Raw genomic sequence first — 20,563 nt, forward strand, 5'->3', positions numbered from 1 at the left:
AGGACCAGGACGCGGACCAGGTCGAGCGCGTCGCGCGGGTAGAGCACGCCGGTGATGTAGTGATCGATGAAGCCGCTCGGCGGCAGTTCGGCGTCGCCGGCGCGCAGGCGCGCCCAGTTCTCCAGGAAGGTGAGCGGGCAGTCGACGGTGAACAGCACCGTGCTGAACCCCCACGCGACCGCCGCCAGATGTGTCCAGATCGTCCAGCGCCACCGCCACGCGAGGAATCCGCCCGTCACCACGTAGGCGACGAACAGGAAGTGGACACCCGCGGTGGTGTCGGCCAGCAGCCTGAACATCACCTCACCAGCATAGAAGGGTCGCGGGCCACCGAGCGTGAATAGGCGATAAGCGTGATCGGAATGCGTCGGAGTGATCTGATACCGATACACGGATATGCGCATCTAGACATGTGATGCGCTACTGTCGGGCCAGGCAGACGCCCTCGGAGAAGGTTTGAACGAAAAGCATTGAGGGACAGGGAAGTATGTCGAGATGGGGGCATGGATCGAAGGTGGTGGGGTAGGGGAGGGGGTGTCGGCACGTCCATCCTTTCGTGACGGGCGTGCCGGGGCAGTAGCCGGAGGGAGGACCGGCCGCTACCGTGATTCGGTTGTGCCTCAACAGCATTGGCCGCTGGTGGATCGCATTGTGCGTGTGCGGGTTGCGACTACGGTGTAGATACTGCTATCTAACTATGCGCACTGATGCATATGATGCTTGAACGCGTGTCGCTCCAGAACCCACAGAACTCACGCAAAAACACAGCCTGGACGGGAGGGGTCAGGCCGGACTCACCAGTTGGAGGGTTCGTAATCCTTGAGGAAGCAGCCGTAGAGGTCGTGGCCGTCCTCGCCGCGCACGATCGGGTCGTATACGCGGGCGGCGCCGTCGACGAGGTCGAGGGGGGCGTGGAAGCCTTCCTCGGCGAGGCGGAGCTTGGTGTAGTGCGGGCGCTCGTCGGTGATCCAGCCGGTGTCGACGGCGGTCATGAGGATGCCGTCGGTGTCGAACATCTCGCGGGAGCTGGTGCGGGTGAGCATGTTCAGCGCGGCCTTGGCCATATTGGTGTGGGGGTGGCCGGGGCCCTTGTAGCCGCGGGCGAAGACGCCCTCCATGGCGGAGACGTTCACGACGTACTTGCGGCGGGCGGGGGCGGCGGCCATGGCAGGGCGCAGCCGGGAGATGAGGATGAAGGGGGCCACCGAGTTGCACAGCTGCACCTCGAGGAGTTCGGTGGCGTCGACCTCGGTCACGGTCTGGACCCAGCTGTTGGTGTGCGCGAGGTCCGGGACCAGGCCGCCGGCGTCGATGGCGATGCTGCGGGAAATGCGTTCGGGCGTGGCCGATCCCGCGACGAGTGCGAGGCCGGTGACGTCGGCGGCGGAGAGGGCGGGTGCGAGCGAGGCGGTGAGCGCCGTCGGATGGGCCTGCATGGTCTTGCCGAAGCTGACGGTGTCGGGCAGTTCGCCGGCGGGCAGCGGTCCGGCTTCGGCCTCGGCGAGGGCGCTGTAGGCGCCGGCGGAGCGCCGGACGGTCTGGGCCGCGTTGTTGATCAGGATGTCCAGCGGGCCTTGCGCGGCGACATCGTCGGCGAGCGCCACGACCTGGGCGGGATCGCGCAGGTCGATGCCGACGATGCGCAGGCGGTGGATCCAGTCGGCGCTGTCGGGCTGTGCGGTGAAGCGGCGGATGGCGTCGTTGGGGAAGCGGGTGGTGATGGTGGTGTGCGCGCCGTCGCGCAGCAGCCGCAGCGCGATGTACATGCCGATCTTGGCGCGGCCGCCGGTGAGGAGTGCGCGGCGGCCGGTGAGGTCGGTGCGGGCGTCGCGCTTGGCGTGGCTGCGGGCGGCGCAGTCCGGGCAGAGCTGGTGGTAGAAGGCGTCGACGCGGGTGTAGCGCTGCTTGCAGATGTAGCAGGGGCGCGGGCGGACGAAGGTGCCCGCGGTCGCGCCGGAGGCCTTGGCGGACAGGGGGATTCCCGCGGTCTCGTCATCGATCCGGTCGGGCGATCCGGTGGCGGTGCCGGCGACGACGGCGCGGTCGGCGGCCGATTTGGCGTCGCGGGACTCGATCCGCCGGCGTCGCTTGAGCTGTTTGAACAGGTGGCCCACGGCGCGCTGGACGGTCACCGAATCGGGATGGTCCTTGTGGAGTTCACCCACCTGATCGAGGACGCGCAAGCAGACGGCGAGATCCTCGGGATCGATGGCGATTTCCGCTGCGGTCGTCGAGTTGTTGTCGGCCATCGTCGTGCGAATTCGTCCTCTGTGCGCTGGTAGGTTGCCGCCCCATTGTCGCACCACCGGCGTTCGCGCCAATGTGGAGGTGTCCTCGCCCACCTCATCCCGGCGCACCCACCCGCCCACCTCTGGCGCAGCACCGTCTCACTCCGGCGCGCCCACCCTCTCGCCTCCGGCGCGCACCTCTTACCTCCGGCGCGCACCTCTTACCTCCGGCGCGCACCTCTTACCTCCGGCGCGCCACCCCTCAACTCCGGCACGCCCGCCCCTCAACTCCGGCGCGCCTCCCCGCTCGCCCCGGCGCACCCACCCCTTACCTCCGGCACGCCTGCCGTCTTGTTTCCGGCACGCTCTTGGCCGGAAACCACGTCCGGCTAGCGCGAGGTGTACTCGATCGGAGCGTTGTCCGCCCGCCGATCGTCGATGAAGTTGGCGATCGCCTCGCCGACCAGGAGGGGTTCGGTGACGGGTAGCCAGTGGTCGGCGGGGAGGCGGTAGCACCACAGGCGGTCGGCGCCGCGGCGGACGTGGCGGGCGGCGGTGGGGAAGGCGGTGGCGTCGGCGCGGTCGACGATCAGCTGGATCGGCACGGCGGTCTGTCGTTCGCGGGGTCGGCGCAGGTGGTGGGCGAGGTTGGCGTGCACGATGCGCGCGCCGGCCAGGAGATCGCGGGGCCAGGTCAGGGCGAGGGGGACGGTGCCGCGTCGGATGCGGGCGCGCAGGCGGGGCCAGGGCAGGAGCCGTCGTCCCAGTACTCGCCAGCCGAGGCGCGGCAGTGTCCACCAGGGTGCCGTCGGGAGCCGGGGTTCGCGCAGGGCGAGGGCGAGGCGGTCGAGGTCGGGGGAGCACAGGGCGGTGCCGGTGGCGATGCGGGTGGCGGCCCGCGGATCGGCGGCGGCGTCCCACAGCTGGAAGGCGCCCCAGCCGTGCCCGGCGACGTGTGCCGGTCGGCGGGGGCTGACGGCGTCGAGGACGGCGTAGAGGTCGTCGGTGAGGCGGTCGAGCCGATAGTCCCGCGCGCGTGCGGGTTCGGTGGACCGGCCGTGGCCGCGCACGTCGTAGGTGACGACGTGGAAGCTGTCGGCGAGCATGCGGGCGACCTGGTCCCAGACGCGGTGGGTGTCGGTGATGCCGTGGACGAGGACGAGGGTCTCGGCGCGCGGATCGCCGTATTCGTAGACGGCCAGGCGCACGTCGCCGCTGTGGACGGTGCGGCGGCGGGGCCGCGCGGGGTCGGAAGGCTGGGGCATGGCTGTCTCCCTGGCACGGGCGGTGGTCGCGCTCGATCGTACCGGCAGTACGGTGCTCGATCGTCGTGGATGCCGAGGTGAATCAGGCGCGTGGCGTGGACGAGCGAGTCTTGTTGACATTACGCCAATAGTGGTTCACGCTGATGCCCGGAGGCCGGTGGGGTGCCGGCCGGGCACGAGACGAAGGGCTACAACGATGACGCGCGCCGCATGGAGCGACGACGAGGTCGAGGCCGTCCGGGGGTTGGCGAAGACCTTCTTCGAGAAGGAGGTCGTCCCGCACGAGGAGAAGTTCGTCGCGCAGGGACATCCCGACCGCGAGCTGTACAACCGGGCCGGTCAGCTGGGGCTGCTGTGCGCGGCGATTCCGGCCGAATACGGCGGCGGGGGCGGCACTTTCGCGCACGAGGCGGCCATCATCGAGGAGCAGAGCTTCTGCGGCGACGGCGCGCTGGGTATGCCGGTGCACTCGACGATCATCGCGCCCTACCTGAACGAGTTCGGGTCCGAGGAGCTCAAGCGGCGGGTGCTGCCGAAGGCGGCGAGCGGCGAGATGGTGCTGTCGATCGGCATGACGGAGCCGGGCACGGGGTCGGATCTGCAGAACATCAAGACCCGCGCGGAGCGTGAGGGTGACGAGTACGTCATCACGGGGTCGAAGATCTTCATCTCCAACGGCTGGCTGTGCGATGGCATCATCATCGCGGCCAAGACCGATCCGTCGAAGGGTGCGGCGGGGGTGTCGCTGATCTTCGCGGAGGTGGGTGACGAGACGCCGGGGTTCACGCGGGGCCGCATCCTGTCCAAGATCGGCGGTAAGGGGCAGGACACGGCGGAGCTGTTCTTCGACGGCTTGCGGGTGCCGGCGTCGAATCTGCTGGGTGAGGCCGAGGGTCAGGGCTTCTATCAGATGATGCAGTTGCTGGCGCAGGAGCGGCTGGTGACCGCGATCATGGCGGTGGCGATGATGGAGACGGCGGTCGATCTGACCGTCGAGTACACCAAGGGCCGTGAGGCGTTCGGTAAGCCGCTGTTCGCGATGCAGAATACGAAGTTCGAGCTGGCGGAGTGCACGACGCTGGCGCGGGTGAGCCGCACGTTCCTCGACGATGCGATTGTCAAGCATCTGCGTGGTGAGCTGGACATTCCGACCGCGGCGATGGCGAAATACTGGCTGACCGACCAGTTGGGTATTGTGGTGGATCGCTGTCTGCAACTGTTCGGTGGCTACGGCTATATGACGGAGTACCCGATCTCCCAGCTCTATACGGGCGCGCGGGTGCTGCGGATTCTGGCCGGATCCAACGAGGTGATGAAGGATCTCATTGCCCGCTCACTCTGATATGTCGACCACGGGTTCGCCGGCCGCCGACGCCGATCTGCTGGCGCGGCGGCGCCGGCTCGAGCCCGACGAACGGCGCGCGCAGATTCTGGAGTGCGCGATCGCGATGTTCGGCGAGCGCCCGTACGCGGCGGTGTCCACGGCGGAGTTGGCGCAGCGGGCCGGTGTCGCGCGCGGGTTGATCAATCATTATTTCGGCAACAAGCGCGATCTGTATCTGGCGGTCGTGCGCCGCATGGTGACGATGCCGCGGCCGGATCACATGGTGCTGCCGACGGGGACGCCGCGCGAGCGGGTCGACGCGAGCGTGTCGTGGTTGCTGGATACGATCGGCGAGCACGGCAGCACCTGGGTGAAGGTGACCGGGCACGAGGGTATCGGTGACGATCCGGATGTGGAGCGCATCCTCGACGAGGCCGACGACGCCGCGGCCGAGCGCCTGCTCCAGATGGTGGGCCTGTCGGGTTCCAAGCGCAGCTCGGAGCTGCGGGCTCTGGTGCGCGCCTACGGCGGTCTGGTGAAAGCCGCTGGGCGCGAATGGATCACGCGCGGCAGCCTGAGCCGCGAGCAGGTCCATCATCTACTCGCGGACATGCTGCTGACGCTGGTCACTCAGTCGTTCCCGAAGATCGAGGGCGAGGCATAGGCTTCTACGGCTTGCGGGCCTTGCTGGGCTGTACGCGCGGGGGTTCGTCGGGCATCTTCGGGTAGACCGGTGGCCAGGGGGCGTCCATGAGCCCGGAGGTGAGGTCTCGGGCGGACATGTCCAGGAGGGGCTGGATGGACTGGGGGGTGCGGTCGGCCCAGGGGTCGCCGAGGTCGGCGACGCGGGCGGGGACGGTGGCGAGGGTGAGGTCCTCGGGGACGACGGTTGCCAGTTCGTCCCAGGCGATCGGGGTGGAGACCTGGCCGCCGACCTTCGGGCGGACGCACCAGGCGCCGAAAACCGTTCGGTGCGGGGCGTTCTGGTTGTAGTCGATGAATACTCGTTGTCCGCGTTCCTCTTTCCACCATTGGGCGGTGATGAGGTCGCTGTGGCGGCGTTCGAGTTCGCGGGCGAGGGCGACGGCGGCCGCGCGGACCTGGTAGCCGTCCCAGCGCGGTTCGAGCAGGACGTAGATGTGCAGGCCGCGGGAGCCGGAGGTCTTCACGCGGGCGTCGATGCCGAGTTCGGTGCACAGGTCGCGGGTGCGGGCGGCGGTGTCGCGCAGGTCGTCGAAGGTGGTGCCGGGCGAGGGGTCGAGGTCGATGCGCAGTTCGTCGGTGACGCCGGTGGGCGGCAGGATCTGTCCGGCGGCGTCGCGGACCTCGGGCGCGGTGCTCTGCTCGGCGGCGCCGGCGTGGGTGGGCCAGACGTGAAATCCCAGGCAGCCCAGGTTGACCGCCCAGAGGATGTGGGCGAGGTCGGCGGCGACGAGGGCGTCGCTGGTGGTGCCGTTGGGTGTGGAGACCACGGTGGTGCGCAGCCAGTCCGGGACGGATTTGGGTACCCGCTTCTGGAACCAGGATTTGCCGCCGGCGCCGTCGGGATAGCGTTCCAGCAGGACCGGGCGGTCGCGGACGGTGCGCAGGAAGGGTTCGGCGACGGCCTGGTAGTAGCGGACGAGGTCGAGTTTGGTCTCGCCGCGCTTGGTGAAGTAGATCTTGTCGGGATTGCTGATCGGGACGGTGCGGCCGTCGGCCTCGATCTCGATCGTGGCGCTCACCGTGTGGCCTCGGCGAAGATGTCGGCGAGTTCGGCGGGGGCGACCTCGTCGAGCTGGGCGTAGGTGCACGAGGCGGGGGTGCGGTCGTCGCGGAAGCGGACCAGGCGTCCGCCGTGCCGTAGTCGTCCGCCCATGACGTGCTCGTAGCGGACCTCGGCGACGAGTTCGGGGCGCAGCGCCTCCCAGGACAGGTCCTTGGTGCCGGTCCAGCGGCTGATGCCGCCGGGCATCTTGCCGTCGGCTGTGGCCTGGGCGGCGGCGTCGGCCCAGCGGCGCCACGGATGGTTCTCGAGGGCGTTCTCGCGCAGCGGGGCCAGTTCGTCGACGAGTTCTTTGCGGCGTTTGGCGGTGAAGCTGCTGGCGACGCCGACGTGGTGGAGGTTGCCCTCGTCGTCGAACAGGCCCAGCAGGAGCGATCCGACGCCCTGGCCGTCCTTGTGCCAGCGGAATCCGGCGACGACGCAGTCGGCGGTGCGTTCGTGCTTGACCTTGACCATGACGCGTTTGTCCTGCAGGTAGGGCAGGTCGGTGGCCTTGACCATGACGCCGTCGAAGCCGGCGCCCTCGAAGCGGGTGAACCAGTCCTGCGCTATCTGCGGGTCGCCGGTGAGTGGGGTGAGGTGCAGGCGTTCGTGGGAGTTGTCGACGACGGATTCGAGGATGCGGCGGCGTTCGGCGAACGGTTCGCCGGTGAGGTCTTTGTCGCCGAGGGCGAGCAGGTCGAAGGCGACGAAGCTGGCGGGGGTCTCGGCGGCGAGTTTGGTGACGCGGGAGGCGGCGGGGTGCAGGCGTTGCTGGAGGGTGTCGAAGTCGAGGCCCTGTTCGGTGACGACGACGATCTCGCCGTCGATGACGCAGCGGTCGGGCAGTGCGGCGGTCAGCAATTCGACGAGTTCGGGGAAGTAGCGGGTGAGGGGGCGGTCGTTGCGGGAGCCGAGTTCGACCTCGTCGCCGTCGCGGAAGACGATGCAGCGGAATCCGTCCCATTTGGGTTCGTAGTAGAGATCCGGATCGCGGGGCAGGTCGGAGGCCGATTTGGCCAGCATCGGCTTGACGGGCGGCATGACGGGTAGGTCCACGCGATCCTCCTCGGGTCGGTCTCACCGATACCGACGGTGCGGGCGACGGTAATTCATCGCCCGCAACCGCTCAGCAAGATCGTATGCCGATTCAGTTCTCCAGCCACCCGTGCTGATCGGCGAATGCCGTCAGCCGGTCGCGGATGGTGAGGATTTCGCCCGCCGTGAGGGCCGGGCTGGCGTCGAGCAGCAGCTCGGTGATCAGTCGCCGGTGTTCGGCGGTGGTGAGTGGCCCGGCGGCGCGTTCGCGATTGCGGTGACGTGGCGCGGCCGGTGCGGGTGTGCCGCCGACCGCGGTGAGGTTGACCGCTTTGGGTCCGCGGTCGCCCTCGGTCACCTCGAATTCGAAGACGCGCCCCTGCCGCAATTCGTCTTCGTCCAGTCCGATGTCGTTGACGTGGACGAATACATCGGGGCCACCGTCTTCCGGGCGGATGAAGCCGAATCCCCGAGAACTATCGAAGGACACCAATTTCCCGATGGACACCTACACCTGCTCCTCGTCGCGGTCCCTGTTCGGTCACTCTATCCGTCCTGCTGGTCGTTGTCGGAGGAAAGAGCTTTTTGGAGAGAGTTGAAGACGGTGAGCCCTTGACCCACCATTCCGTTGACCAGCTCGCCCACGCCGTCGGGTCCGTTGAGGACGGTCAGGTTGGCGTTGGACAGGCCCTGAGCTGCTTGTTTGACGATCTCGGGAAGTTGTTCGATGAGCAGCTGGTCCAGGGCGATGCGGTTGTTGGAGGCGGCGGCCTCGGCCTGGATGCGGGTGCGGTCGGCCTCGGCTTGGGCCAGTACGCGGACGCGTTCGGCTTCGGCCTGGGCCGGTTTGACGACCTCGGTCTGCAGTTGCTGTTCGCGCAGGTTCGCCTCCTTGCGGGCGCGTTCGGCCTGCGCGGTGAGCACCTCCTGCAGGGCGATGGCCTCGGCGAGGGGTCCGGCTTGGGCGGCTTCGGCGTTGGCCTTGTCGACGTCGCGCTGGTAGTCGGCTTGCAGGATGGAGGTCTCGCGCTGGTATTCGGCCTGTTTGCGGACCGAGGCCTGTTCGGCCTCCGCGGCGGCCTGGGCGGCGGCTGCCCGCGCGATCTGCGCGTCGCGCTGGACGGCGGCGTTGTGCGGGGCGGCGAGGGCGGCGATGTAGCCGAGGTCGCCGTCGTCGATGGACTGGATCTGGAACGAGTCGACCCACAGGCCGATGTTGCTCATCTCGACCTTGGAGGCGACCAGCACCTCGTCGGCGAGTTTCTGTCGTTCGCGGATGATCTCCTCGACGGTCATCGATCCGACGATCGAGCGCAGATGCCCGGAGAAGATGCGGCCGGTGAGTACCGACATCTCCCGTTCCTGTTCGGACAGGAATCGTTGCGCGGCATTGACGATCGACGGGGTGTCGTTGGCGACCTTGAAGGCGATCACGGCGCGCACGTCGAGCTGGATGGCCTGTCTGGTGACGCAGCGTTCGCCGATTTCGGCCTCGAACATGGCCAGCGACAGATAGCGGACCTTCCGAAAGAACGGCATCACCCAGGCGCCGCGGCCGATGACGACGGTGAACGGCGCGTTGTCCTTGGCGCGGCCCCCGCTGACGAGCATGGCCTCGTCGGGGTCGGGGACGTGGTACCCCAGCACTTGTTGTCTCCCTTGGTTATTCGATTGTTTCCCCCGGCCCGGGATCCAGCGGTATCCAGGGCACCACGTCCACGATCCGCCCCGGATGGACCTGCACGACGAGGACGGTGGCGCCCGCGTCGAGTGGTTCGGCGGCTCGTGCGATGTAGATCTCGGTTCCCCCTCGGATCGCGACCAGGACCTCCCCGAGCATGCCTGCGCCTCGGATCGGCGATGTGAGCGTACCGGTCAACCCCGGTATCGGGTCGGTCATCGTGGGGAACTTTCTGCCGGGCGACGATGTGCCATCCATCTCAGCACGTCAGGTCCCGGGCGGGTGGGCGCCGGGTGAGCAGGTAGTCGACGGTGGGTGCGTCGACGCAGGGGGAGTGGCCGGTGAGGGCGACGGTGTGGCGGGTGCCGCGGTAGGTGATGAGGCGGGCGCCGAGTTGCCCGGCGAGGTCGACGCCGGCCTGGTAGGGCGTGGCGGGGTCGTAGGTCGTGGACACCACGAGCAGGGTGGGCAGGCCGGGGATCGACAGCGGGTGCGGGGCGCCGGTCGGCGGGACCGGCCAGAAGGCGCAGGCGTCGAGGGGTGCGTGGCCGGTGCCGTGGCCGTCGTCCTGGAACGGTGCGGCACGGCGGGATTCGACGTCGAGGCGGTCGTTGACGGCGCGGTCGCGGATGGGTGGTTCGTCCACGCAGAGCACGGCCTGGCGGGCGTCCTCCTCGGCGGTGCGTTCGGGGTCGGGTGTTCTGCCGAGGCGGGCGGGCAGGCCGAGCATCGGGTCCGGGTCGTGGTCGCGCAGGGCGCGCAGCGCGGCGAGGAAGGCGTCCCACGATCGGGAGGAGTAGAGGGCGTTCTGGGTGCGTTGCAGGACGTCGCCGTAGTAGAGGCGGGTGGCGGGGTCGCGGCGCGAGGGCAGCGGGTCGGTCTGTAGCGGGACGATCAGTTCGCGCAGCCGCTGCGGGGCCCGGGCGGGGTCGGGGCCGAGCGGGCAGTCGGCGCGGCGGGCGCAGTCCATGGCGAGGGAGTCGAAGGCCTGCTGGAAGGCGGCGTGCTCGTGCAGGGTGCGGGTGTAGGTGTCCTCCTGGGGTGCGATGACGCCGTCGAGTGTCATGGTGCGGACCCGGTCGGGGAAGCGTTCGGCGTAGGCCCAGCCCAGGCGGGTGCCGTAGGAGTAGCCGACGTAGTTCATCGTGCGGTCGGCTCCGGCGACGGCGCGCACGATGTCCATGTCGCGGATCACCTCCCGGGTGCCGACGTGCGCGAGAAGGGGTGTGCCGCTGTGTTTTTCGCAGTGGGCGGTCATGGCGCGGCTCATGGCCTCGTTCTCGGCGATGCCTTCGGGGGTGGTGTCGAACCAGGGCGCGTAGGCGTCGAAGTAGGCGGCGGGGTCGCCGCAGGAGATCCGGGGCGTCGAGGCGCCGATGCCGCGCGGGTCGAAGCCGATGCGGTCGAACCGCTGCGCCAGGCGGGTGCCGTCGACCGAGTCGACCATGGCCAGTCCGCGCAGGCCCGGTCCGCCCGGGTTGAACAGCAGTGCGCCGAGGCGGTCGCCGGTGGCGGGTTTGCGGGAGACGGCCACCTCGACGGTGGCGCCCTCGGGATGGTCGTAGTCCAGCGGCACGGTGAGTGTGGCGCACCGGGTTTCGGGGGAGACGGGGGTGTCCGGTGCGGTCATGTCGGCGCAGGAATCCCAGCGCGGTGTCTGGGTGTAGAAGCGGGCCAGTTCGGCCGGATAGAAGTCGGGCGGGCGCACGACCGGGAGTACTGCGCAGGCGGTGGCGGAGACGATCGCCACGACGGCCAGGACCGCGGCTCGCCCGAGCGTGGCCGGGCTGCCGGGCCGCCGGGACCTGCGCGCCGGATCTCTCGCCATGCGCGCCTCCCCTCGATACACCCCGAATCGAGTGTATGGCCGCGCGACCCGATCTGCCCCCCGAAAAAGGTGCTGGTCATTCCCCGGGGCACCTGGCAGGCTGAAGCGGTGACCCCTCCTCCGGATACGCAGGCGCCGGCGTCGAATACGGCGCCTGACAAGCTCGATGCCGCGGTGTTCAAGGTGGCCGGTGTGGTCGTGCTCGGCGCGATCATGTCCATTCTCGACATCACCGTCGTCACCGTCGCCATCCCGAAGTTCCAGACCGAATTCGACGTCAGCTACGCCATCGCCGCCTGGGCGATGACCGGCTACACCCTCGCCCTGGCCAGCGTCATTCCCGTGACCGGCTGGGCCGCCGACCGTTTCGGCACCAAACGCCTCTACATGCTGGCGCTGGTGTTCTTCGTCCTCGGCTCCATCCTGTGCGCCACGGCGTGGAATATGCCCTCGCTCATCGCCTTCCGTGTGATCCAGGGTCTGGGCGGCGGCATGCTGATGCCGCTGGGCATGACGATCATGACCCACGCCGCGGGCCCGCAGCGGGTGGGGCGGGTGATGGCGGTGCTCGGCGTGCCGATGCTGCTGGGCCCGATCCTCGGGCCGATCCTGGGCGGCTGGCTGATCGGGTTCCACTGGCAGTGGATCTTCCTGATCAACGTGCCGGTCGGCGCCATCGCCCTGATCCTGGCGTTCGTCATGCTGCCGTCCGACCGGCCCGAACCGTCGCAGTCGTTCGACTTCGTGGGCATGCTGCTGGCCTCACCGGGTTTGGCGCTGTTCCTGTTCGGTGTGTCCTCGATCCCCGAGGAGCACACGGTGGCGGCGGGCAAGGTGCTGATCCCGGCGGCGATTGGGCTGGTGCTGATGGCGCTGTTCGTGGTGCACGCGCTGCGCACCGAGCATCCGCTGATCGATCTGCATCTGTTCCGTAACCGCGATATGACCTTCGCGGTGCTGACGATGCTGTTCTTCGCGGTGGCGTTCTTCGGTTCCGGGCTGCTGCTGCCGAGCTACCTGCAGCAGGTGCGCGGCGAGTCGGCGCTGGACGCCGGATTGCTGCTCGCGCCACAGGGTCTGGGCGCCATGCTGACTATGCCGATCGCGGGCCGGCTGGTCGACAAGATCGGCCCCGGCAAGATCGTGCTCACCGGCATCGTCGTGATCGCCGCGGGCATGACGTTCTTCACCCAGCTGGAGGCCGATACGTCCTACTGGCTGCTGGGCGGCGCGCTGTTCGTGACCGGTCTCGGCATGGGCTGCACGATGATGCCGACCATGACCGCCGCCATCCAGACCCTGACCCACCAGCAGGTGGCGCGCGGGTCGACGCTGATGAACATCGTGAACCAGACCTCGGCGTCCATCGGCACCGCGGTCATGTCGGTGGTGCTGACGAACCTGCTCAACGACAAGCAGTTCGCGCAGGCGGCCATCGGCTCGCACTACGACCCGTCCATCGCCTCGAAACTCCCGCCCGGCGCGCTGGACCAGGGTTTCACCGAGGCCGCGAGCGCGTTCGCGCACACCTACATCGTGGCCGTGGTGCTGGTGCTGGTGACGCTGATCCCGGCGGCGTTCCTGCGCCGCACCAAACCGAAGACCCCCGAGGGCGCCGAGGCGCCGGTCCTCATGGGGCACTGAGAAATTCGATACCCGCCGCGCGGGCCCACGGTGAGAACCGTTGGGCCCGCGCGTTTTTCGTCTGCCGAGCCTCAGGCGACCGGCGTGGTCTCCGGCTGCGGAGCGGCGCCCGTCTTGCGGGTGCGCAGCAGGATCAGGCCGAGAACCGCCGCGGCGACGGCGAATCCGGCGCTGATCCACGAGCCGTAGGCCATGGCGGTGGTGAACGCCGACTTGGCTTGATCGGCGAAGCCGAGCTGGAAGGCCGCGCCGATACTGTCGCGCGCCGCCGCGGGCACGTCCTCGGGCATGTGCGAGGTGAACACCCCGGCCAGCACGCTGCCCAGCACCGCGATGCTGATCGCCTGCCCGACCTGCTGGAGGGTGTCGTTCATGGCCGAGCCGACTCCGGCGTGCTCGAGCGGGATGGCGCTCATGATCGAGGTGTAGGCGGCGGGACCGGCCAGGCCGCCGCCGATGCCCATCACCAGCATCGAGACCAGGACCCACAGGTAGCTGTCGGCGTTGGCGAGGACGGCGAACGCGCCGGCCATCACCAGCAGGCCCGCCACGATGAGCGTCTTGTTGCTCAGATTCCTGCCCAGGGTGGCGCCCAGCCCGTTGCACACCGCGGAGGCGACCGCGAACGGCAGCAGCGCCAGGCCCGCCTTCATCGGGCCGAAGCCGAGCACGAACTGCAGGTACTGGGTGAGCATCAGCATCACCGCGCCCATCCCGAACATCATCAGCAGCAGCGTCAGGCACGGGCCGGTGAAATCGCGGTTGCGGAACACCCGGATCGGCAGCATCGGATGCGGGGAGCGGGACTCCCAGTAGACGAACGCGGCCGCCGCCACGATCGCCAGCGCGATCACCGGGATGTTCCACTCGCGCTCGATGATCACGTAGACCGCCGAGGTGAGCGCCACGATCGACAGCACCACGCCGGCGGCGTCCACCGGGCGCTGCTCGCCGTGGGTCTCGGGCATCAGGGTGACCGCCGCGAGGATCGCGACGATCGCGACGGGGATGTTGAGCAGGAACACCGATCCCCACCAGAAGTGTTGCAGCAGCAGGCCGCCCAGCGTGGGGCCCAGCACGATGCCGACCATGGACACCGTGGACCAGCCGGCCATCGCCTTGCGGCGTTCGCTCTCGTCGAAGGTGGTCATGAGGATCGACAGGGTCGAGGGCATGAGCACCGCGCCGCCGACGCCCATTCCGGCGCGGGCCACGATGAGCTGCCACGGTTCGGTCGCCAGGGTGGCCGCCAGCGACGCCGCGCCGAACAGGGCCAGGCCGGTGATCAGCATGCGGCGGCGCCCGAACCGGTCGGACAGGCTGCCCGCGGTGAGTAGCAGGCCCGCGAAGACCAGGACGTAGGCGTCGAGGATCCACTGCACGTCCGAGGGGGTGGCGTGCAGCTGCTCGATCAGCGGCGGGATGGCGATGTTGAGGACGGTGCCGTCGATCATCAGCACCAGGAGCGATAGGCACAGGACCGCGAGGATCCACCAGCGACGCGGGTCTCGGGTGATGTCCCCGGACATTTCTCGTACAGCGTTCGATTCCACTCGCACACCGTACGATGAAATCGAACGCCGTGCCAGTGAATTATCGTGAAGGTCGTGGCCACACAGTTCTCGTCGGTATGGACCCGTCCGCCGCGCCAGCCCAAGAGCACGGGGCTGGGGCGCGAGCAGATCGTCGCCGCGGCCCTCGAGATACTGGACGCCGAGGGACTCGAGGCGCTGAGCATGCGCAAACTCGGCGCGCGGCTCAACGCCGGCGCGACCAGCCTGTACTGGCACGTCGCGAACAAGGACGAACTACTGGAACTGGCGCTCGACGAGTTCTGGGGCTGGGTGGAGGTCCCCGATCCCGAGGGCGCGCCGTGGCGTCAGGTGCTCACCACCTTCGCCTACAGCCTGCGCGCCACCCTGCTCGCACATCCCTGGGTCGGCACCCTCGTCGGCCGTATGCCGATGGTGGGGCCCAAGGCGTTCGAACTGAGCGACCGGCTGCGGCGCACGTTCGTACAGGCCGGATTCGAAGGCCTCGACATCTACCTCGCCTCCGGCGCGGTGATCAGCTTCGTTCTCGGACAGGTCCTTCCGGGCCTCGGCATGCAACGCGCGGGCGGCGAGGACTGGGACTACGAGTCCGCGATGACGATGATGACCGAACTGGCCGCCGACTATCCGGAGATGCTCGAGGACTATCGCCGAAACATCCCCAGCAACCCGAACACCGCCCGCGTCGTGGCCTACGACTTCGGCCTGCTGTGCGTCCTCGACGGCCTCGAGGCCCGCCTGCGGACCCCGCACGACCGCGGCGCGGCCCTGTCCGAGAACGACTGACCCGCGTTCACCGGCCGGCGCCCTCGGTGTCCGGGATGCTCCAGCCGACGCTGGTCACCGACGGTTCCAGGCTCAGGCGGCTGACCGCCGACTCCATCTGCCGGTCGTCACGCTCGTCGCCGGTCAGCTCCGCGCGCACCTCGACTCGGCCGCGCGACCCGGTATCCGGTGCGATGTTGTGGCTCGCGATCGAGACCAGCCGGAAGTCGGTGCGGGTCAACGCCTGCACGAGCAGTGCCCGCACGTGCGCCTCGTGGGCGTCGTCGGTCACGGCGGTGAACCGGTAGTCCGCGGTCTGCTCGACACCCGATTCGGGGTGACGGTCCACCGTGCGCCCAGCCCAGCGCAGCGCCGTGTTGACCACGACCACCGCCGCGGCGCCCGCGGCCGCCGTCCCGTACATGCCCGCGCCGGCCAGCGCGCCGACGGCGGCCGAACACCACAGCGTGGCGGCGGTGTTGAGGCCGCGCACGCTCAGGCCCTCGCGCATGATCACACCCGCGCCGAGGAATCCGATACCCGAAACAATCTGCGCCGCAACGCGTGTCGGATCCGCGGTGCCGCCCTGGAAGCCGTGCGCGGACAGCAGCACGAACAGGGTGGCGCCCGCGGAGACCAGCGCGTTGGTGCGCAGCCCGGCCATCCGGGCGCGGTACTGGCGCTCCAGCCCGATCACCACGCCCAGCCCGACACCGGTCGCCAGGCGCAGCAGCATTTCCACAGTCGTCATGACAGCCCTCCCGGAGCTCGCGGCGACCAGGTGCCGCAGGGCGCTACCGGCAGAGCGGCGGGACGCTGCGGAGTGCGGGGAGGTCGCCGGATGAAGATTCGGCACACACGCGTTCACTACTGTCGCTGTCGGGCACGACGACCACCTCCCTTCGCAGGCCGGAGTCAGTAAACACCCGGCGGCAACGCCGTGGCAACCGGAATGTGAGGCGCGTCGCGCGCTCAGTCGCGGTACATGGACCGGTAGGCGGTGATCACCGCGACCAGATGGTCCACGATCTGCTCCCGGCCCACCTTCAGCGATCCGCTGAGCCACGCCGAGAACATGCCCGCGTTCCCCGACGCCATCGTGACCGCGGCCAGGCGGCGGCGCACCGGATCGTCGATGTGGTGGAACAGGTGGTCCTGGATCAGGCGCGTGAACGTCGGCATCACCGCGATCGTGGTCTGCCCCAGCCCCGTACTAGAGTACGGCTCCACCAGGAACAGCCGCGACTTGCGCGGATCCTCCAGCACCTTGTCCACCAGGACCGCCGCCAGCTCGCGGTCGCGGGCGGGACTGTCGACCGCGGCGAAGGCCGTCATCGGCGCCAGGAACTCCTCGGCCACCTGCCGGTAGAGCACATCGAGCAGATCGTCGCGGCCGGTGAAGCTCTCGTAGAAGTAGCGGTCGGTGAGACCCGCCGTGCGGCACACCGCCCGCATCGTCACCGCTCCCGCGCCCGCCTCGCCGATCAGATCGAGCGCGGCCTCCAGCAACGCCGTGCGCCGGGCCTCGCGGCGTTCGGTGAGCGTGGTCCCACCCCAGATCCGAGGTTCGCCGCGGGGAGAGTCCTGACCGGAATGCACGCGCCTCACCGTACCGCCCGCCGCCGGCGGGCCGTCGTCACGCCGCCGCTCATCCCAGCAGTTCGTCGATATAGCACCAGCGCCACTTCTCGCCCGGTTCGACGCTGCGCATGACCGGGTGGGCGGTGGCGCGGAAGTGGCCGGTGGCGTGATTGCCGACCGAGGAATCGCAGCAGGCGACGTGACCGCAGGTCAGGCACATGCGCAGATGGACCCAGGTGAGGCCCTCGGCGACGCATTCCGCGCACTCGTCGGGCGTGTCGGGCGCCGCGGTGTGCGGGGCGTCGCGCAGATGCTCGCAGCCGCCGGCCAGCGGGGCGCGCAGCGGATCGGAGACGTCGCTGTCGGCCTCGGTGACCCGGTCGATGGTCGACTCCTCCATATCGAGCAGCGCCATCACATGTTCGAGCACCTCGTGGTCGACGGTCCCCGAATCGCGCACGCGCAGCACGGTTTCGCGTTCGGCGCGCAGCATCGCCAGCCGCAGCCGCCGGTACTCGCCGCTGGGGGTGACGCGCAGCGACTCCGAACGGCCCAGCTGCTCCCACGCCGCGAACACCCGCCGCGACACCCGGTCGCGCAGCGCCGCCACCACCTCCGGCGGCGTCTCCGGCGCGATCTCCGCCTCCAGGGCCTCGAGCCCGGCGGTGGTGGCCTGCTGCAGCAGATTCGCCTCCTGCAACGCGTCCTCGGCGCGGCTCGGGCCGCGCAACCGCAGCAGCCGCACCAGCAGCGGCAGCGAAACCCCTTGCAGCAGCAGCGTTCCGCCGACCACCACCAGCGCCAGCAGTTTCAGCGTCGCCAGCTGCGGAGTGTCGTCGGGCAGCAGCAGCGCCGCGGCCAGCGTCACCACGCCGCGCATTCCCGACCACGACACCACCGCCGGGCCCGTCCACGCCGGGCGTGGCTTCCCGCGCGGCCGGGACTCGACGAACCAGGCGAAATACGTTGCCGGGAACACCCACACCGGCCGCGCCACCACCACCGCCGCCAGCACCGCGGCGCAGGTCAGCAGGATCGTGCCGTGATCCAGGCCGCTGTTCCAGGCGTCCTCGACGATATGACGCACCTGCAGGCCGATCAGCAGGAACACCGCGCTCTCCAGCAGGAACTGGATGGTGCGCCAGTTGGTGCGCTCGGCGATGCGCGAGGCCGCGGTCTGCCACACCGGCGCGCCCTGGCCCAGGATCAGGCCGCACACCACCACCGCCATCACGCCCGAGGCGTGCGCGGCCTCGGCGGGCAGGTACGCCGCGAACGGCGCCAGCAGCGACAGACTGGTGTCGAGCACCGGATCGGTGATGCGGCGGCGCAGCACCGCCAGCAGCCCGGCGGCGACCACGCCGATCAGCGCGCCGCCGCCGGCCGCGTAGAAGAAGTCGCCGCCGGCCTGCCACACGCTGAAACTGCCCGCCAGCGCGGCGATCGCGGTCCGCAGCGACACCAGCGCGGTGGCGTCGTTGAACAGCGACTCGCCCTCCAGCAGGGTCACGATGCGCCGCGGCATCCCGACCCGGCGGGCCACCGCGGTCGCGGCCACCGCGTCCGGCGGCGCGACCACCGCCCCGATCGCCACCGCCGCCGCGAACGGCACCCCCAGCATCGCCCACACCACCCCGGCCACGATGAACGTGGTGAACAGCACCAGGCCCACCGACAGCAGCGCGATCGACAGCTTCTTCGGCCGGAACTCGATCAGCGAGGTGTTGATCGCGGCGGTGTAGAGCAGCGGCGGCAGCAATCCGAGCAGCACCAGCTCCGGATTGATGTCGATGCGGGGGATGAACGGCTGGTAGGAGGCGATCACGCCGGCCACGGTCAGCAGCAGCGGTTCGGCCATGCCCAGCCGGCGCGCCAGCGCGGCCAGCGCGACCGCGACGGCGACCAGGATTACCAATCCGGCGGCGATATCCACCCGGCTATCCTGCCAGGATGCGCGGCGACCAGCGCAATCGGTTCCGCCGGTGGCGGATTCGCAGGGGCTGCGCGCCGGTGGGCGGGCGGTCTACGATCGCTGGATGTCCGCCACACTCGCCGAACTCGAAGCCCGCGTCGCCGCGCTGGAGGCCGATCGCGCGGATTACAAGGCCGTGCTGTCGATGGTCAACGTGCTCGGCCAGCAGACCCGCGAACGGATCGCGGTGCTCGACGCCACGATCGACGGGGCCGAAGGGCGGCTGACCGCCCGCATCGACGGCGCCGAGGAGCGGCTGGCGGGAAAGCTCGGCGAGACCGACGCCCGGGTCCGAGCGATCGAGGAGAACATGGCCGAGATCAAGGACCTGCTGATCGCCGCGCTCGACCGCCGCTGACACGCGGGCGAATTGCGGTGGGACGCTTGGTTGCCACCGGCGCGCGGCCGGCCGCCCGCATACTTGTGACGTGAGCGCGTTTCGGGACGGATCGTCGTCGGGACCGATCGGCAGAGTGTCCGGGCCGATCGGCCGCCGCCACCCCCGCCGCGCCGAACTGGTGCTGTGCGTGGCCGCGATCGCGCTGGTCGTGATCGCGGCCCTGGGGATGTCGTCGGCCGCGGGCGGAGAGGCCGCGGGATCGCTGCACTGGGCGCTGGTGGTGTTCGCGGGGCTGGTGCTGCTCGCGCATCTGGCGGTGCGGCGGCTGGCGCCGCTGGCCGACCCGGTGCTGCTGCCGTGCGTGACCCTGCTCAACGGGCTGGGCCTGGTCCTCATCGACCGCCTCGATCGCGCCGAGGCCGCCACCGCGGCCGCCCTGGGCAAGGCGGCGCCGTCGGCGGACGCCCCGCACCAGCTGATCTGGACCACCGGCGGCCTCGTGCTGTTCACGCTCGTGCTGGCCGTGGTCCGCCACCACGGCCAGCCCGCCCGCTACGCCTACACCTGCGGGCTCGCGGGCCTGGTGCTGCTGCTGATCCCCTCGGTGCTGCCGTCGCGGTTCAGCGAGGTCAACGGCGGGAAGAGCTGGATCATGTTCTCCGGGTTCTCGATTCAGCCCGGCGAGTTCGCCAAGGTGCTGCTGCTGATCTTCGTCGCCGGATACCTCGTCGACAACCGGGACCTGTTCGGCACCGCCGGGCGCAGCGTCCTCGGCTTCACCGTGCCGCGGCTGCGCGACCTCGGCCCGCTGCTGCTGGTGACGTTCGTGTCGGTGCTGGTCCTGGTGTACGAGAAGAACCTCGGATTCTCGCTGCTGGTGTTCGGGACGGTGCTGGCGATGGTGTACATCGCCACCCGGCGCGCGTCCTGGCTGCTGATCGGCATCGCCATGTTCGCCGTCGGCGCGATCATCGCCTACAACCTGTTCGGGCACGTGCGCGTGCGGGTGCGGGTGTGGCAGGACCCGTTCGACACCTACTACACCAACGGCTACCAGATCGCGCAGGCGCTGTTCGGGCTCGGCACCGGCGGACTGTCGGGCACCGGGCTGGGCGCGGGACGCCCGCAGGAGGTGCCGTTCGCGAAGACCGACTTCATCATCTCCACCATCGGCGAGGAACTCGGCCTGATCGGGCTGACCGCGGTGCTGCTGCTGTTCACCATCCTCACCCTGCGCGGGTTCACCGCCGCCCTGGCCACCCGCGACGCCTTCGGCAAACTGCTCGCCGGCGGGCTGGCGTTCTCGCTGGGCTGGCAGCTGTTCGTGGTGGTCGGCGGCGTCACCAAACTGATCCCGCTCACCGGCCTCACCACCCCGTTCATGTCCTACGGCGGCTCGTCGCTGCTGGCCAACTACATCATCGTCGGCCTGCTCATGCGCGTCTCCCACGACGCCCGCACCGCCGCCACCCCCGCCGCGCCCCCACCCGCCGCCCCCATCGCCGAAGCCATGACCGAACACATCCGCCAGGGCGGGCAACCCCGCCGCGACCACTGACCACACCCGCTTCCCGTTTTCCGGCCACAAGCACGCCGGAAA

General features: G+C 69.6%; 19 protein-coding genes. 6 read left to right on the forward strand and 13 right to left on the reverse strand.

Translation table 11 applies throughout. The features are described 5' to 3' along the window. From ON41_RS14480 to ON41_RS14490, 3 genes are all read right to left on the reverse strand, one after another. The coding region (locus tag ON41_RS14480) for a DUF2784 domain-containing protein (protein ID WP_040748167.1) at window positions 1–302 on the reverse strand (302 nt) is incomplete at its 3' end. 492 nt (window positions 303–794) lie between these two features. Further along, on the reverse strand, window positions 795–2,249 hold the full coding sequence (locus tag ON41_RS14485; RefSeq protein WP_040748147.1) for an SDR family NAD(P)-dependent oxidoreductase: 1,455 nt from the start codon (window positions 2,247–2,249) through the stop codon (window positions 795–797). Between the two features lie 368 nt (window positions 2,250–2,617). Next, window positions 2,618–3,493 (reverse strand): alpha/beta fold hydrolase, encoded by an 876-nt coding sequence (locus ON41_RS14490; RefSeq protein WP_040748148.1) that lies wholly within the window; start codon window positions 3,491–3,493, stop codon window positions 2,618–2,620. Between the two features lie 196 nt (window positions 3,494–3,689). Between ON41_RS14490 and ON41_RS14495 the strand changes: the two genes are divergently transcribed. Together ON41_RS14495 and ON41_RS14500 are read left to right on the forward strand one after the other, a co-directional pair. Further along, complete coding sequence (locus ON41_RS14495; RefSeq protein ID WP_040748149.1) at window positions 3,690–4,835, forward strand: acyl-CoA dehydrogenase family protein; 1,146 nt, start codon at window positions 3,690–3,692, stop codon at window positions 4,833–4,835. 1 nt (window position 4,836) lies between these two features. Further along, the gene (locus ON41_RS14500) at window positions 4,837–5,481 is read left to right on the forward strand and encodes a TetR/AcrR family transcriptional regulator (RefSeq protein ID WP_040748150.1); all 645 of its coding nucleotides are present in this window, start codon (window positions 4,837–4,839) and stop codon (window positions 5,479–5,481) included. A 4-nt stretch (window positions 5,482–5,485) separates the two neighbouring features. Here ON41_RS14500 and ON41_RS14505 read toward each other — a convergent pair whose 3' ends face one another. From ON41_RS14505 to ON41_RS14530, 6 genes are all read right to left on the reverse strand, one after another. Continuing rightward, window positions 5,486–6,541: a DNA polymerase domain-containing protein gene (locus ON41_RS14505; protein ID WP_040748151.1), complete on the reverse strand. Its 1,056-nt coding sequence runs from the start codon at window positions 6,539–6,541 to the stop codon at window positions 5,486–5,488. Continuing rightward, window positions 6,538–7,620, reverse strand: a complete 1,083-nt coding sequence (locus tag ON41_RS14510) for an ATP-dependent DNA ligase (protein WP_184782279.1) — start codon at window positions 7,618–7,620, stop codon at window positions 6,538–6,540. Before ON41_RS14510 ends, ON41_RS14505 begins: the two co-directional genes overlap by 4 nt. Before the next feature lie 91 nt (window positions 7,621–7,711). Then, window positions 7,712–8,107 carry a cold-shock protein gene (locus ON41_RS14515; protein ID WP_040748152.1) on the reverse strand — a complete coding sequence of 132 codons (396 nt, stop codon included), beginning with the start codon at window positions 8,105–8,107 and terminating at the stop codon, window positions 7,712–7,714. Window positions 8,108–8,145: 38 nt separating this feature from the next. Further along, window positions 8,146–9,246, reverse strand: a complete 1,101-nt coding sequence (locus tag ON41_RS14520; protein WP_040748153.1) for an SPFH domain-containing protein — start codon at window positions 9,244–9,246, stop codon at window positions 8,146–8,148. Between the two features lie 16 nt (window positions 9,247–9,262). Continuing rightward, window positions 9,263–9,439, reverse strand: a complete 177-nt coding sequence (locus ON41_RS14525) for an NfeD C-terminal domain-containing protein (protein WP_306307780.1) — start codon at window positions 9,437–9,439, stop codon at window positions 9,263–9,265. A gap of 100 nt (window positions 9,440–9,539) precedes the next feature. After that, complete coding sequence (locus ON41_RS14530; RefSeq protein ID WP_040748155.1) at window positions 9,540–11,108, reverse strand: alpha/beta hydrolase; 1,569 nt, start codon at window positions 11,106–11,108, stop codon at window positions 9,540–9,542. A 108-nt stretch (window positions 11,109–11,216) separates the two neighbouring features. Between ON41_RS14530 and ON41_RS14535 the strand changes: the two genes are divergently transcribed. After that, window positions 11,217–12,752 (forward strand): DHA2 family efflux MFS transporter permease subunit, encoded by a 1,536-nt coding sequence (locus tag ON41_RS14535; protein WP_040748169.1) that lies wholly within the window; start codon window positions 11,217–11,219, stop codon window positions 12,750–12,752. 71 nt (window positions 12,753–12,823) lie between these two features. Here ON41_RS14535 and ON41_RS14540 read toward each other — a convergent pair whose 3' ends face one another. Further along, window positions 12,824–14,305 (reverse strand): MFS transporter, encoded by a 1,482-nt coding sequence (locus ON41_RS14540; protein ID WP_246829527.1) that lies wholly within the window; start codon window positions 14,303–14,305, stop codon window positions 12,824–12,826. Between the two features lie 54 nt (window positions 14,306–14,359). Here ON41_RS14540 and ON41_RS14545 point away from each other — a divergent pair, with 54 nt between their 5' ends. After that, window positions 14,360–15,091 (forward strand): TetR/AcrR family transcriptional regulator C-terminal domain-containing protein, encoded by a 732-nt coding sequence (locus tag ON41_RS14545; protein WP_051161494.1) that lies wholly within the window; start codon window positions 14,360–14,362, stop codon window positions 15,089–15,091. A 7-nt stretch (window positions 15,092–15,098) separates the two neighbouring features. Here ON41_RS14545 and ON41_RS14550 read toward each other — a convergent pair whose 3' ends face one another. The 3 genes from ON41_RS14550 to ON41_RS14560 form a co-directional block, all read right to left on the reverse strand. After that, complete coding sequence (locus ON41_RS14550) at window positions 15,099–15,821, reverse strand: MgtC/SapB family protein (RefSeq protein ID WP_040748157.1); 723 nt, start codon at window positions 15,819–15,821, stop codon at window positions 15,099–15,101. A gap of 221 nt (window positions 15,822–16,042) precedes the next feature. Beyond that, window positions 16,043–16,669, reverse strand: coding sequence for a TetR/AcrR family transcriptional regulator (locus tag ON41_RS14555; RefSeq protein WP_051161488.1), 627 nt, complete (start codon window positions 16,667–16,669; stop codon window positions 16,043–16,045). Window positions 16,670–16,718: 49 nt separating this feature from the next. Beyond that, complete coding sequence (locus ON41_RS14560) at window positions 16,719–18,584, reverse strand: Na+/H+ antiporter (protein ID WP_040748158.1); 1,866 nt, start codon at window positions 18,582–18,584, stop codon at window positions 16,719–16,721. Window positions 18,585–18,687: 103 nt separating this feature from the next. Here ON41_RS14560 and ON41_RS14565 point away from each other — a divergent pair, with 103 nt between their 5' ends. Together ON41_RS14565 and ON41_RS14570 are read left to right on the forward strand one after the other, a co-directional pair. Beyond that, window positions 18,688–18,981, forward strand: a complete 294-nt coding sequence (locus tag ON41_RS14565; RefSeq protein ID WP_040748172.1) for a hypothetical protein — start codon at window positions 18,688–18,690, stop codon at window positions 18,979–18,981. Between the two features lie 70 nt (window positions 18,982–19,051). After that, window positions 19,052–20,521: an FtsW/RodA/SpoVE family cell cycle protein gene (locus ON41_RS14570; protein ID WP_040748159.1), complete on the forward strand. Its 1,470-nt coding sequence runs from the start codon at window positions 19,052–19,054 to the stop codon at window positions 20,519–20,521. The last annotated feature ends 42 nt before the right edge of the window (window positions 20,522–20,563 follow it).

This window comes from Nocardia transvalensis NBRC 15921 (genome assembly GCF_000308875.1).
Classification (GTDB): Bacteria; Actinomycetota; Actinomycetes; order Mycobacteriales; family Mycobacteriaceae; genus Nocardia; species Nocardia transvalensis.

Bases quoted from the DNA above. Each gene is read 5' to 3' on its own strand.
- ON41_RS14485 (WP_040748147.1), bottom strand. From the start codon at position 2,249: ATGGCCGACAACAACTCGACGACCGCAGCGGAAATCGCCATCGATCCC.
- ON41_RS14490 (WP_040748148.1), bottom strand. From the start codon at position 3,493: ATGCCCCAGCCTTCCGACCCCGCGCGGCCCCGCCGCCGCACCGTCCAC.
- ON41_RS14495 (WP_040748149.1), top strand. From the start codon at position 3,690: ATGACGCGCGCCGCATGGAGCGACGACGAGGTCGAGGCCGTCCGGGGG.
- ON41_RS14500 (WP_040748150.1), top strand. From the start codon at position 4,837: ATGTCGACCACGGGTTCGCCGGCCGCCGACGCCGATCTGCTGGCGCGG.
- ON41_RS14525 (WP_306307780.1), bottom strand. From the start codon at position 9,439: ATGCTCGGGGAGGTCCTGGTCGCGATCCGAGGGGGAACCGAGATCTAC.
- ON41_RS14530 (WP_040748155.1), bottom strand. From the start codon at position 11,108: ATGGCGAGAGATCCGGCGCGCAGGTCCCGGCGGCCCGGCAGCCCGGCC.
- ON41_RS14550 (WP_040748157.1), bottom strand. From the start codon at position 15,821: ATGACGACTGTGGAAATGCTGCTGCGCCTGGCGACCGGTGTCGGGCTG.
- ON41_RS14565 (WP_040748172.1), top strand. From the start codon at position 18,688: ATGTCCGCCACACTCGCCGAACTCGAAGCCCGCGTCGCCGCGCTGGAG.